The 14099-nt window shown below is 60.5% G+C and carries 11 protein-coding genes; 3 read left to right on the top strand and 8 right to left on the bottom strand.

Annotated elements, in window-relative coordinates; all coding sequences use genetic code 11:
- Positions 1–9 precede the first annotated feature (9 nt).
- Positions 10–1785, bottom strand: coding sequence for an SUMF1/EgtB/PvdO family nonheme iron enzyme (locus tag K8U03_24130; GenBank protein MCE9607985.1), 1776 nt, complete (start codon positions 1783–1785; stop codon positions 10–12).
- 102 nt (positions 1786–1887) lie between these two features.
- On the opposite strand from K8U03_24130, the gene K8U03_24125 reads away from it, so the two are divergent.
- On the top strand, positions 1888–3807 hold the full coding sequence (locus K8U03_24125) for a sulfatase-like hydrolase/transferase (GenBank protein ID MCE9607984.1): 1920 nt from the start codon (positions 1888–1890) through the stop codon (positions 3805–3807).
- A 132-nt stretch (positions 3808–3939) separates the two neighbouring features.
- On the top strand, positions 3940–4404 hold the full coding sequence (locus K8U03_24120; GenBank protein ID MCE9607983.1) for a RidA family protein: 465 nt from the start codon (positions 3940–3942) through the stop codon (positions 4402–4404).
- Between the two features lie 25 nt (positions 4405–4429).
- Here K8U03_24120 and K8U03_24115 read toward each other — a convergent pair whose 3' ends face one another.
- The 3 genes from K8U03_24115 to K8U03_24105 form a co-directional block, all read right to left on the bottom strand.
- A complete protein-coding gene (locus tag K8U03_24115) occupies positions 4430–5062 on the bottom strand; it encodes a histidine phosphatase family protein (protein MCE9607982.1) in 633 nt (210 codons plus the stop codon).
- 139 nt (positions 5063–5201) lie between these two features.
- Entirely contained in the window at positions 5202–5387 is a 186-nt protein-coding gene (locus K8U03_24110) for a hypothetical protein (GenBank protein ID MCE9607981.1), read from the bottom strand.
- A 205-nt stretch (positions 5388–5592) separates the two neighbouring features.
- Complete coding sequence (locus K8U03_24105; protein ID MCE9607980.1) at positions 5593–6903, bottom strand: hypothetical protein; 1311 nt, start codon at positions 6901–6903, stop codon at positions 5593–5595.
- A gap of 160 nt (positions 6904–7063) precedes the next feature.
- On the opposite strand from K8U03_24105, the gene K8U03_24100 reads away from it, so the two are divergent.
- A complete protein-coding gene (locus tag K8U03_24100) occupies positions 7064–7960 on the top strand; it encodes an EamA family transporter (protein MCE9607979.1) in 897 nt (298 codons plus the stop codon).
- Here K8U03_24100 and K8U03_24095 read toward each other — a convergent pair.
- The 4 genes from K8U03_24095 to K8U03_24080 form a co-directional block, all read right to left on the bottom strand.
- Positions 7941–8876, bottom strand: a complete 936-nt coding sequence (locus K8U03_24095; GenBank protein ID MCE9607978.1) for a site-2 protease family protein — start codon at positions 8874–8876, stop codon at positions 7941–7943. The genes K8U03_24100 and K8U03_24095 overlap by 20 nt on opposite strands.
- A gap of 104 nt (positions 8877–8980) precedes the next feature.
- Positions 8981–10612, bottom strand: a complete 1632-nt coding sequence (locus K8U03_24090; GenBank protein MCE9607977.1) for an HDOD domain-containing protein — start codon at positions 10610–10612, stop codon at positions 8981–8983.
- A 153-nt stretch (positions 10613–10765) separates the two neighbouring features.
- Entirely contained in the window at positions 10766–11863 is a 1098-nt protein-coding gene (gene ribD, locus K8U03_24085) for a bifunctional diaminohydroxyphosphoribosylaminopyrimidine deaminase/5-amino-6-(5-phosphoribosylamino)uracil reductase RibD (GenBank protein MCE9607976.1), read from the bottom strand.
- Between the two features lie 65 nt (positions 11864–11928).
- Positions 11929–14088: a hypothetical protein gene (locus K8U03_24080; GenBank protein ID MCE9607975.1), complete on the bottom strand. Its 2160-nt coding sequence runs from the start codon at positions 14086–14088 to the stop codon at positions 11929–11931.
- Positions 14089–14099 lie beyond the last annotated feature (11 nt).

Genomic DNA, 14099 nt, shown 5'->3' with positions numbered 1-14099 from the left:
GACACAACCTCAGGGGGCTAAGACGAGGCGAAATCCCAAGCTGTCGTCGCGATATTCCAGCGAGTCGCCGCCCCGATTCGAAGGACGAGCATACGCCGGCCGGCTGAACCAACTCCCGCCTCGATAGACGCCTAAGGTCCCCTCGACCGGCCCGAACGGATCATTCTCAGGCGATCGGCTGTAGAATTGCGGGTCGTACCAATCGTCGCACCATTCCCACACGTTCCCGGTCATGTCGTATAGCCCGAACGCATTCGGCTTCCGTCGGCCGACCGGTGCGGTGAACACAAAGCCGTCGTCCGCATCGATGCCGTATGCGTGCCCGCTCGGCTTCTTCGTTTTGAAAGCCGCGTCGGCCGTGTTGGCGAATTCCGCGAGCCGTTCCGGATCGTCTCCGTGGAAATACTTCGTCGCTGCTCCGGCCCGGCAGGCATATTCCCATTGCGCTTCGGTCGGTAGGCGATAGTTCTTCCCTTCCTTGCGACAGAGCCAATCGCAAAACGCCTTTGCGTCGCGCCAAGTGACGTTCACCACCGGATGCTCATCCGTTTGCGGCCAACCGGTGTTCCGCCAATCGTACTGCGGTTTCGGGCCCGACAACGTATCCGTCGCTTCATCGTAGCCCCAGCCGCCGGCGCCGTCCGTTTCCGCTTGGGTCTTATAGTTGTCCGCCTTCACGAACTGCGAAAACTGAGCGTGCGTCACCTCATGAATTCCGAGATAAAACGGTTTCGTGATTCTCACTTTATGCCGCAATTCATCGTCGTCGGCATCGGGATCGTCGTCGACGGCACCCATCTGAAACTCGCCGGGAGGAATCAATGCGAACTCAAGGCCGACCGTATTCGTCCACCGTTTTTCATTGCTGATCGGTCCGGTCGGCAATAGCGCGAATTCCATCGAAGCCGCTTCCCCTTCGATCTTATAAAAGGGGCGCTGCGAATCATTGAACCGGTCGGCAACGTAGACTCTCGTCTTGATGCTCGCATACGACTGGAGCTCGTACAGCGATAAGGCGCCGTCGCCGTCTTTGTCGGCCGCGCCACCTAAGCCTTCCAAGATGAAGTTCATGAAGACACCGTGCCCGAACTTCTCGTCTTCGCGCGAGATTTCGCCCGGCGCGCAGCTATTGAGCAGCACGACTCCTTCCGGCAGTCGCAAATCTTTGAGGTTGCGAGCCAAGGCTTTGGTTTCTTCGGTCGGCGTCATCGATCGCGCGCCGCCGACGCGTGGATCGTTGCGGCAGGCGTCGACGAGCACGAGCTTGAGTTTCGCGGAGCAATCACGGAGCCGCTCGTAGAGGCTGTCGAGGGCTACGAGCGTCGCCGGGTCTTGCAGCGTGGCATCGTTCGGGCAGAGGTAGCTTTTGCCGTCGAGCGAAACGCCATGCCCGCTGAAGGCGACGATGAGGAGATCGTTTTCTCCGGCGAGGCTGAGAACCACGTCGAGCTGTTTTTCGATATTACGCTGCGACGGCCGATAGCGGTTTTCTTCCGCCTTGTCGTGCATCAGGAAGATCTGTTTTTCGGGAAAGCCCGAAGCTCGCAACCGATCGCGCAACGACCGTTGGTCGGCTCCGCAATAGTTCAAATCGTTGGCGTTGGCGTAATCGTCGACGCCGATCAGCAGAGCCCACCGCTCTGCGACCTTGGGCTCGTCCGCTGCGTGAGCGAAGAACGGTGCGACGACGAGCCAGCACCACGCCTGAAAGCAGCATGAACAAGAACGCCGCAAGTGCATCAGATTACTCTCAAGCTTGTTGCTGAGCTTACGAGGTCTTGCCATGTGTCGATTCATCCGTAAGTCTGTTTGACCGGTAGGTGCTCGCGACCGATACTAGCGCTCGCTCGCCGCCGTCAAAGCCGTCCAAGTGAGGAGTCGAAGTCCATGCAGCCCGTTAGCCGACAGCGAACCGGTCGGAAGTTATTCTGCCGATTACTACAGAGAATTGCTACGCTCTTCCTCGCCACAGCTAGTTTACAGCACACGATTTTCGCCGAGGATGTAGCTGGCAATCTGCGTAGGCCGAATATCGTGCTCATCGTCGCCGATGATCTCGGTTGGGCCGATCTTGGTTGTTACGGCAGTACGTTTCATCGGACGCCGCATCTCGATGCGCTCGCGGCGTCGGGCATTCGATTTACGGACGCTTATTCCGCTTGCCCTGTCTGCTCGCCGACGCGCGCAGCATTGATGACCGGCAAGGTGCCCGCCCGATTGAATCTTACCGATTGGCTGCCGGGGCGCGGCGACCGGCCGGATCAGAAGTTAAATCGTCCGCAAATCCGTCAGGAGTTGCCGTTGGAAGAGACGACGCTCGCCGAAGTTCTGCGCTCGGCTGGTTACGCTACGGCTCACATCGGCAAGTGGCATCTCGGCGGCGAAGGCTACGGTCCGCGCGAACAAGGATTCGATCTCAACATCGCCGGCGACCATACGGGCACGCCGCGCAGTTACTTCTCTCCCTTTCAAAGCAACAAGTCTGGGCAACCTTCGCAATTCATGCCGGGCCTCGAAAGCGCGAAGCCGGGAGAATACCTAACCGATCGCTTAACCGAGGAAGCGATCCGATTCATTGCGGCGAATAAAGAGAAGCCGTTCTTCATATATCTGCCGCATTATGCGGTTCATACGCCGCTCAAAGCTCCCGACGATGCCGTTGCCAAGTACAAGTCTTGGGACGGCGTCGCTCACGGTCGGCAAGAGAATCCGATCTATGCCGCCATGTTGGAACGGGTCGATGCCGGAGTCGGCCGGATCGTCGCCGAACTCGAACGATTGCAGCTCTCGGAGCAGACGTTGATCGTTTTCACGTCCGACAACGGCGGCCTTGCAACGACCGAAGGCCCGAACACACCAGCGACGTACAACGGCCCGCTACGAGAAGGGAAGGGCTATCTGTACGAAGGAGGAATTCGAGTGCCGCTCGTGATCAGCGGCTTCGGAACTATGAAATCAAAAGAGGCGAAGCCGCGCACGAGCGATGTTCCAGTTTGGAGTTGCGACATTCTTCCGACGGTCTTGGAGCTGAGTAAGTTGCCTGCCATGCCGGTCGATGGCGTGAGCATCGCGAGTCTCTTAAAAGATGACCTCACGGATGAGAAAGCTCCCGCACGCGCTCGCGAAGCGCTCTATTGGCATTATCCGCACTATGCCAACCAAGGTGGCCGGCCGGGAGGTGCGATTCGTGCCGGGCAATGGAAGCTCATCGAGTTTTATGAAAACGGACGCCGCGAACTATATGACTTGAAAGCCGGCCTCGGCGAGTCGCGCAACTTGGCTGCTGAGAAGCCGGAGATCGTGGAGCGGCTCGCAAAGCAACTCGACGCGTGGCGGCGCGCGGTCGATGCTCGCATGCCCACGCCGAACCCCGGCTATGTGCCGAATCCGCAAGCGGCCGACGGCAGCATCTTGCTCCCGGCGCGCTATGCCGAGGTCCACGGAGTGCAATTGCGCTATGAACCACTGCCGCACAAAAACACGCTCGGATTCTGGATCGATCCGACCGACTATGCGACTTGGGAATTCACAGTCTCAACCCCGGGTCGATTCGAGGTCGAGGTGTCGCAAGGATGCGGAACCGGGAACGGCGGGAGTGTGGTCGACGTGATCGTCGGCGAGCAGACGTTGACGATGACCGTCGAAGACACCGGTCACTTCCAGAACTTCAAACCGCGAGTGATCGGCAATCTCGAGCTTACGAAGCCCGGGCGATACGTGCTCGCCATCAAGCCGAAAACCAAAGCGAAGGCGGCGGTGATGGACGTGCGACAGATCGTGTTGCGGCCGGTGCCCGATGCTCGTTGAGGGCCTCGCATTACTCCTGCTTTACCCCTCGCAAAGCGACCGGTAGAATCGTCGCTCACATCTGCCGATGTGCCGTCGGCCCTTCGGCTGAGTCGTCTCAAGAATCCTACACCTACAATCGCGAATGCCATTATGAGTGCCGAAGCCCGCGTTAAAGAACTTGGCCTGCAACTTCCTCCGGTGCCGAAGCTCGGCGGTGTTTATAAGCCGGTAGTGATCGTCAATAATTTGGCTTACGTTTCCGGTCACGGGCCCTTAAAAAACGACGGCACGATGTTGACGGGGCGCGTCGGGCAAGACCTCGATCAGCAAGCCGGTTACGATGCGGCTCGGCAAGTCGGGCTCACGATTCTGGCGACGCTTCGCTCGCAACTCGGCAGCCTCGACCGAGTGAAGCGGGTCATCAAGACGCTTGGCATGGTCAACGCGACATCCGACTTCCTCACGCATCCGGCCGTCATCAACGGTTGCAGCGAACTTTGGGCTCAGGTGTGGGGCGAAGAGGCCGGCATCGGCGCGCGTAGCGCCGTAGGAATGGGATCGCTGCCGGGCAATATCCCCGTCGAGATCGAAGTGATCCTCGAATTGAATTCGTAAACAGCGCGCCGGCGCAATCGACCGTTTAAAGATCGCCGAGCCGCGATTGCAGCGTGCCGTCGGCGTCGCGCAGATGATCGATCTGGTTCAACGACATGAGTCGGATCTGCCCCGTGAATTCCAAGACGTTGATCGAGCCGTTGTAAAGCATAAACGGGCTGCGCTCGGCGGGAATGCCGAGCAGCCCTTTGAAGGCGGCGGTGAGCAAGCCGCCGTGGGCGACGACGGCGGCCGTTTTCAGCGGCGAATGCAGAAGATCCGCCAGCGCCGCCGCGCCGCGCATCATCAACTCGCGTCGCGATTCCCCTTGAGGAATGCGATAGTCGGGATCGTGCGACTTCCAACTCGCGGTCTCTTCCGGAAATCGCTCGGCCATCTCGCTCGGCACGAGGTTCTGGAAGATTCCGGCGTTGATCTCTTTAAGTCGGTCATCGGTGCGGATGTCGACACCGAGCGCCTTCGCCAACGGCTCCGCGGTCGTGTAGGCTCGCGCGAGCGGACTGCTGACGATCAGTTCGATGGGCAGCGACGCCAATGCCTTGGCGACCGCGAGGCTTTGCCTCCGACCAAGGTCCGACAACGGCGTATCGAGTTGACCTTGAATACGCCCTTCGGCGTTGTACGTCGTCTCACCATGACGAATACAATAGAGCAGCATCGAGATACCGAAGAATGCGAGAACGAAGACGTCGCTCGTACGAAGGTCGGCCCTTGCGAGCAACGACGACGAGCGATCGCGAAAGTCCGATTAGACTCTTCGCACCCTTTGCGATTCAACCCGAAACGAGCCCATCGGGCTAAACGCTTTTACCGGGTCGCAACATTCCGACGATTCTCGCTATCAGTCCGGTCGGCGCTCGACGCCCTTCGCGCAAAACCGGAAAGCGTGGATTGTAGTAGCGCGGCGCCGCGCCGGTATAAACCGCGACTAAAAAGCCGATGGTTAGGTTCAACACGGCAACCATCAATAAGAACGGAAGCATTTCGAGCCTCTTACGGGAATCGCAACCGCGGGCGCTGATGGGAAACCATAGCTTACGGTTAGCAAAAAAGTCGCCGAAATCAGGCCTTGAAAAGCCGGGGCCGCGATCGTCGCATGTCATTACTATTAAAAGAGATGCGATTCACGATTCGCCATCTCGGCTCCTGCCGAACCAGGCTTCCAGCGAGCAGTAACGCGCAGTTCCGCTACGTCGGCACTTCTTTGAGTAACGAATTCAGTTCCCGCTCGAAAGCCGGCTGTAACGTTCGTTCACAACCGACGCCATCGCGGATGGTGAACGTCATCGTGAGTTCCTTCCCTTTCGTCGTCAGCCCGAGCACGATCGACGAACAGAGGTTCGGCGGCAGAAAGCGCCGGTAGCCGTGCGTAAGCTCGGTCCATTTCGCTGCGCTCCAGGCGTCGGGCAATCGCAGGTTCGTGATGACGGCCGACATGCGCATCGACATTGCGATGGCATCCGGCAGAAACCGCCTCGGCATGACGGCCAGGATTCTCCGGCCGAAGCGGAAAGCGCCGAGAGTCGAAGTAAACAGATGCGACTCTTTCAAATAGGTCGAGCGCCGGTTTATCTTCGTCACACGCTCGCGCCACGACATCCCGGCAGAATGCGGAGCGTCGAGCAACATCAAAGCGAGAAACTGTCCTGCCTTGCAGGCCAACGATTCGTCACCGAAGCGGCGCAAGTCGACGATGTTCCCGATGCGCGTCCTCAACGACCGGTCCCCGAGTGCGACGTCCGACGTTTCCTGAAACGCCTTCATCAACACCGCCACGACAAGATCGTTCACGGTCACTCGCCACGCCTTAGAAAGTTGAGATAGCTTCGCCAAGCAATCTTGCGGCTGCGCGACGAGCGCCGGAACGGCCGAGAGCGTGCCGTTGAATATCGGCTCGTCGCAAGCAACGGTTGGGCTTGTCGTCATCACGCGTAGTACATCGACCGTCGCCTTCAAATAGAGCGCCGCACCACAGCGTTCGAAAGGGCTTTCTACAGGTGAAGAAAGATCCGTCAGCGACGGTCCATCGTCGCCGGCTGGATCGAGCAGGCGGCGCAGAATCCGGCGCAAAAGATCGGCCGCGGTGAGGCCGTCGGCAAACCAATGTTGCCACGTCATGCCGACGATCGTGCCGCTCGGCGTGGGAATGATCCAAAGTCGGATCAACTCATCTTCATTCGCCGTGAAACGTCGCGAGAGCTCTGCGACGACTTCTTCTTGCAATTGGACGTCCGAAGACTTCTCCGGATGGTTCGCAATGCTGCGCACCTCGACGTTCGCCGCGCCGCCCCGAAACGTGTAGTCCTCACGCCGCGCACTCAATATCGGTCCGACCGCGCCCATCCGTTCCAACTCCGCACCTGCGGCCGATCGAAGCGCAACCGGATCGACGACCGCGCGCACCTCGACGACGTCGACCACTTGAAACGGCCAAACGTCATTCCAATACAGCATGATCTGCTGAAAATCGCTGAGGCGAATCGGAGTCGAAGTATTCATCCGTTTTCCGAGCATACGACCACGAACTGGAAGGGGGCCGTAGTATGAATGCGGTCGGCAAAGTGTCCAAGGCGAATCAGCGTCCCAGCCGAAAAAATACGCCGCCTCCGGATCTCGTTTCCGTCTGTCGTCGCCTTCGGCCCTTTCTTATACTCCCCGGATGCCCATTCTTTCGGACTCGACGCGCGGACGTCTCTTCGTAGTCGCAGCGGCGCTACTTTGGAGCTCCAACGGCTTGTTCGTCAAGAACACGCTTTTCGCGGATTGGCCTCACGAACAACGCGGCCTGCTGCTGGCTTTTTGGCGCGCCCTGTTCGCGGCCCTCGTGTTGCTGCCGCTCGTGCGCACCCCGCGCCTCAGCATCAAACTGCTTCCGATGCTGATCGTATTCTTCGCGATGAGCGTCACGTTTCTGCAATCGATGGTCTGGACGACCACGGCCAACGCCATTTGGTTGCAGAACATCGCTCCGCTTTGGGTTTGCATCTTTGCCCGGTTGTCGGGCGAAACGCTCGATCGCCGCGATCTCACGACGCTCGTCTTCTCGGTCGCCGGCGTAAGCCTCATTCTCGTCTGCGAACTATCCGGCACCGATTGGAGCGGCACCGCGCCGCGCGGCGTCCTCCTTGGCTTTCTCTCCGGGCTGTTCTATGCCGGAGTGATCTACTTTCTGCGCAAGCTGCGCCACTACGATCCGGCTTGGCTCATCGTCGTGAACCTCACCACGACGGCCGTTCTCCTTTCGCCCACTCCTTGGCAAACCGGCATCTGGCCGAGCGGCAATCAATGGCTCGGCCTGATCGCGTTCGGCGGTTTGCAGATGGGAGCCGCCTACTTCTGCTTTGCGCGCGGCATGCGTACCATCTCGGGCCAAGAAGGCTCGGGCATCGGGTTACTCGAACCGATCCTAGGGCCGATTTGGGTTTGGCTCTGCTTTCAAGAACGGCCCGCCTGGTGGACGATCGCCGGTGGAGCGTTGATCTTCTGCGGCCTCTCGTGGCGCTACCTCACACCGCTCGTTCTCAAACGCGCGCCGATTACTCCAGCCCCACGCTGATCGGAATCGGCGCGAAGCAGAAGATCGGAATCGTCAGAGCCGCGAGGCCGATGATCTTGCGCGGCCAGCCGAGCTCGACTCGGTCGTCGCGCGTCGGGGGATGATCGAGCCCGATGAAAGTGACGAGCAGCAGCATCAAGCCCCATTGAAGCTGCTGGTTCCAAATCATAAACGCGATCGCCGCCATCACGACGCCGCGCGCCAACAAATGAGCGCGGCGTCCGAAGAGCGTGTAGGCGGTATGACCGCCGTCGAGTTGGCTGATCGGCATCATATTGAGGCCCGTAATCAGCATGCCGACCCAGCCGGCCATATAAAACGGATTCCACTCGAAGACCTGATTCGCCGGCAGATCCGGATGAAGATAGCGGGTCATCCACTGAAAGACGAGTGGATCCATCAACGTCAGCGGCGGCTCAAGCCCTTCGTAAGGGACCGCGGTCTTGATCCCATACCAAGCCACGGGGATCGCGACGACGAGCCCTGCCAAAGGGCCCGAGATGCCGATGTCGAAGAGCTGGCGTCGATCGGCGCGCGACCCTTCCATGCCGATCACGGCTCCCATCGTGCCGAGCGGCAAGATCGGCATCGGAATGAAATAGGGAAGGCTCGCCGGAATGCGATAGCGCACTGCTTGCAGAAAGTGCCCTAGCTCATGCGCCAATAAGATCGACATGACGGCAGCCATATACATCAAGCCGCTGCGCCAATCCATGTCGACCAGCGGCGGCCATACGGTGGGATCGAAATCGCGCACGCCGGCCGCGTAGAACGTCGAGCAACAAGTCAGCAAGAACAATACCAGCGGCAGCAAAATTCGGCGACGTCGAAGCGGAGCCGTCGTGATCGTGGGCGGAACCTCGGAAGGCATCTGCTCCGTGTCTGCTTCCGGTTGATGAGCGATATATTCGTCCAAGAGACATTCTTCGCAAGGGGACGGTTAGGCGAACTTGCAACCTAACAAATCGACCGCCGGATCGACAGGTCCCCGGAAGCCTTATGCACCGTTAGCGCGCCGGCTCAGCTGATTTCGATGCTCTTCGAGTTGTCGCCGGCGGCGACTTTCGCAGCGTACAAACAGCGACGTGCGGCGGCGAGCAGCTCTTCCGACGGAAAGTTGCGAGCCGGCATCGCAACCGTGGCGGCACCGGTGCTCAGCGTCGTCGAGCCGACCTCATCGAGCGGGCAGAGCGCACGATAGCGACGCACGATCTCTCCCACGATTCGCGAAGCTTGGTAACGATCGGCGTTCGCGAGAATCAGCGCGCGACGATCGGCCCCCTCTCCGACGACGCGCAACCTCGGCCAATCGATCGCGGCGCAAACATCGGCCAAAGTGCGGGAGGCATACTCTCCCCACAACATCCCGAACTCCTCGACCGATTCCGAAAAACGATCGAGCTCGACGAAAACCAAACTCAGCGGCGCGCGCGACTGCCGACATTCCACGACCGCCTGCCGAAGCGCCGCATCGAGCTCGTCGATCTTCGGCGGCGACGTCGGTGCCGCAGGCTCCTTGGCGACCGTCGATGACTTCGCGGAGAGCAATGTCGCCATCCGAGCCGTTTCGTTGCGCAACGTCTGATGGGCCGACGTCAATAGCGCGGCGTCACGGTGAGCGTTTTCGACTTCACGGTGCAACGACTCGGCATCGTTCAAAAGCTCTGCCGACGGTTCGTTTGCGTCGTTGCGGCGCAGGTGCAGAAGTTCGTCCGCCACCGCTTCCGAGGCGACGATGATTTTTTGTCGTGCCCGTTCGAGCGTGTCGCGATAGCAACGGCCGTCGGCCAGTTCCAAGTTCAAAGCCTTGGCGAGATGATCGACTTTTTCTTGGAGCGATTCGGAAAGCTCCGCCAACCGGTCGGCACCGAAGCGCCACTGCTCTTCGGCGATGTCCAGCAGCTCGGGCCAGAGGTCCGTTCGTTCTTCGACCAATAGTTCGGCCAAGAGATTCGCACAATGCAGAATCTGCGCGCCGGACGGGCGGCTCTCAAGCTCGGAATTCTCCGCCGGCGACTCCGCGAGCCCGCAACTCACCGCCTCGACGATCGACGCAGGGAGTTTCCATTCCCTTAGGATCTTCACCGTCAACTCGATGTGATTGAATCCGTAAACACGTCGTTCGGCGTCGACGAGCGATGTTCCTTCGTCTTGAGCACGGAGGAAGAGCCGTAGATAGCGATCCTCTCCTTCTTGCACGAGCACCAAGATCCCGAGATCCCCCAAGAGCCCGGCGATGAAGGCCTCGTCTCCGTGTCGATCCCCGACGGCAGCGGCAAGATCGCGGGCTGCGACGGCACGCGTCAGTGCGCGTCGCCAATACAGCCGGAGCACGTCGGATGCCTTAGCCGCGAAGAGTTGTTCGGGCAAACTGAAGCCGAGCACCAGCAACTTCAACGCGTTTGCGCCGAGCATGGCGATCGCTTGGTTCAAATCGGCGACGGGTCGAACCAAACCGAACATCGAACTATTGACGACGCGCAACAGCCGCGCAGTCAGGGCCGGATCGCGCTCGATGCACGTCTTCAATCGCGACGAGTCCGCCTTCGGGTCATCGGCCAACGACAACACTTCGACGGCGACCGCAGGCAAGCTATAGAGCTTGCGCGCACCTTGTACGAAGGAATCGAGCGTCGTTTCTCGAGCGCGCATGGAGCGATGAAGCGATATCTGAGGGAGCGCCGGTGAAATCCGCTCAACTCTAGGCCACACCTCTCGATCGGCAGGGCGAACGCCCTTGCTTCGAGGTATCCGTAACGCCGGCATTCACTACGATCGGCACGACCGCTACGGACGGAACTTCGCTCAGGTTCCGTCGGCTTTTTCGACCGGTTTACGGACGCGCCCCGACAGAAATAGATCGTTGCCGACGAAGCGACGCTCGACTTGTTCGAGCTCGACAGCATCGATCATTCGAGAAGCTCCCGTACCTGCGACCGGGCCGTGAGCTTCTCGCCCGCCGACGATCTTCGGCGCGATGAAAACCGCCGCTTCGTCGACCTGACCGGCATCGAAGAACACGCCGAGCAGCGAGGCCCCTCCTTCGACGAGCACGTTCGTCAGGCGACGTCGCCCGAGTTCGTCGAGCAAGTTCGCTAGGCGATCTTTGCGATCTGCTCCTTCCAGCAACAAGACCTCGCAGCCGAGGTCGCGAAGTTGCGTGGCATAGATCGGCGAAGCATTCGCCGCCGCGGCGACGACGACCGGAACTTCGCGCGCCGTCGTCGCCAAGCGACTGTCGAGATCCAGACTCGCCAAATCATCGACGACGATGCGCAACGCCGTTCGTAGGCCGGGCGGACGGGCCGTGAGTTGCGGATCGTCGGCGCGCGCCGTTCCCGCCCCGACGATAACGGCATCGACTCGTCCGCGCAGCTCATGCACGATCGCGCGCGATTCTTCCGACGAGATCCAGCGGCTATCTCCCGTGCGGGTCGCGATCTTGCCGTCGAGCGTCATCGCCCACTTCGCGATGACCCACGGCCGACCGGTCGAAAGCAGCTTCAAATACGGCGAGTTAAGGCGACGAGCTTCCTCTTCCAGCAGTCCGACTTCGACTTCGACGCCCGCAGCGCGTAATTCTTCGATACCGCCGCCGTCGACCTTGGGGAACGGATCGCGCATCGCGACGACCACGCGTCGCACGCCGGCGGCGAGCAACGCTTTCGTGCATGGAGGGGTTTTGCCGAAGTGGCAACAAGGCTCCAGCGTGACATATGCCGTGGCTCCGCGAGCCCGCTCACCGACGACGGCCAGCGCAGCCACTTCGGCGTGCGGCCCGCCGAAGCGTCGATGGTAGCCTTCGCCGATGATCTCGGCACCCTGCGCGATCACGCAGCCGACCAGCGGGTTCGGTTCGGCACCTCCTCGACCGAGCGCGGCTAACTCCAGCGCGCGGGCCATGTGCCACGCATCGAGCTCGCGAACGACGTCCCCGGTCTGAGTCGGTTTTTGCGACACGGCACAAATTAATCCATGCCGGGCATCCAAAGGCCCGACTTTCCGCCGGCGCTCGCCTGAGCAGGAGCGCCGCCGTCGGGCGTCCACAGCTTGTTTCCTTCGCTCGGCGAAGCGGGAGAGCCCGGCATGACCAGGCCCGGCGCATCCCCTCCGGCTCCCGGCATCGGGCCGCGCGGACGGCCTTGAGCGTCGACGATGCCGGCCGAATATAGGATCTGCATCAGAGCCTGGGCGACTCCCGGCTCGCGCAAATGCTGCGCCTGGATATGATCGGCCAAGCGACCGAACTCCTGCACTTCGCCGCGACGGAGTCGGAGTTCCAATTCTTCCAAGTCCCACGGTGCGGTCGATTGCTTGCGCTTCTCGGCTGCTTGACGTGCGAGATCCAAATAGCGCACCGCGTCGTCGCTGCCGTCTTCGAGATCGGCGAGGTGTCCGTACACGCCGGCCATGTCGACTTTTTCATCTAGGCCCGGCCGCGAGATGATCTCATGTCCGAGCTTGCGAACCGCTTGCCGCGCGATGACCTGCAAGCCGCGCTGGAAATCGGTGAAGAGATCTTCTTCGGAAAGAGACTTCGGGTCGAGCCGATGCAGGCGCGTGTAAGGAACGCCGAGCGGCCCGAACGAAGCCGGGTCGGGCGTTTGCGGCGGTGCAACACCAAGCTTAGTGCGCAACTCGGCGAAGATCGGCTCGACCGAGGGTTGCGTAAACGAGAGTTCGATCAGCAGCACGGCCGCAGCCAGGGGGATGGCGACGTTGGGATCGCCGGCGACTTCGAGTGGGGTCTTGCCTCCAAAGCGCGCCGACTTCGTATTCGGCCAAACGTTCAACACCGTTTCACGCCGTTGCTCGTCGACGATCTTGCGCACATGAGCCGGCGCAACATCCTCGGGCAAGCGCCAACTCCAACTGAGCGATGCTTCGGCAGTCGGAACGTCGCCGACTTTCTCCGGCTCGCCTGCCGGCGCAATCGCATCGCCGAGCACTTCACTCAGCATCTTCTTTACGGCGTCGATATCGGGCCGGCGAACATACGCGTCGACCCGGGCTTCGCGATCGGTTTGCCGACCGAAAACCAGCAGCTTCGCAATGATGTACGGCACATCTTCGCGGCGGATATCGACACCCGAAACAGGCAACGGCCGATCGAGGAGGAAGAAAGCCGAACGTGGCTTCGGTTGCTCTCCTAAGTCGATATGGAGCGACTCCCAAGCACAAGCCGCGGCGCGCTTGTCCGTGGCTAAGGTTTCCGTAGCGCGATCGAAGTCGCGAATGTCGAACGACATGCGCATGTCGTCAACGACATCGACATCTTCGCCGGAGTCGAGGATTTGCGCGAGGGCTTCCGCCTCGACGGCGTCGTCCCAAGAAATGTCGAGCTTCGAAAGCTTGCGGAGCGCGGCAATCGTGCCGGGCGTGTCGGCAAGCCACGAGCGCAAGATCGCCAAGTTGCGCCACGGCTCCGAGGCCGTGGGATTTTGCTCCGCGATCGCGGCGATTTTATTCGCGGCACTCTGCCAAATTCCTCGACGAGCCCCTTCGACCGCGGCATCGAACTCGGCTTGCCACGCCACACCGGCGGGAGCGGATACCAAGGTCTGCTCGTTCTTCAGCGGCAGCGGGATCGTCGGAGCGGAGAAGAACCGCGCGAGCAATTGCAACGACGTTTCATCTTGCGGGTTCATGCTGTAGGCCAGCATGAAATGGCCGCGAGCCGCCATCACCTGACCATCCATGAGCAACATTTCGCCCAGCCGCGCAACGCTGGCAACGACCCGCCCCGAAAGCGATTCCTTGCCGGCTTCAAGAGCTTTTTGCAGCGGTTGAATGCCCGCCAAGGGGCCATGCAAGGAAGCTTGTACGAGACCTTGCTCGGCGAGCGCAACGGGATTATTGGGTTCCTTCTTCAGGAACTCGTCTAATGTGGCCGCAGCGGCGGCATCCGACCCCAGGGCCGATTGCAGCAGCGCCTTCGTCGTCATGAGATAAGCACGATCGGGGAACTTCTTTTCGAGCGACTCAATGTAGTCGAGGCAAGCGGCCCGCTGCCCGCCGGCGAGCATGTCTTGAATCTTCCCGATCTCGTCGGCGATATCGCTACAGCAAAACTTGAGCTTCTTGCCGCTGCCGCACGGGCAGTAAGCATAAGGATCGATCGAGGCCATGTTCGCCGTTC

Source organism: Planctomycetia bacterium (genome assembly GCA_021413845.1).
Classification (GTDB): domain Bacteria; phylum Planctomycetota; class Planctomycetia; order Pirellulales; family PNKZ01; genus PNKZ01.
This window is presented reverse-complemented; position numbering and strand designations above follow the sequence as displayed.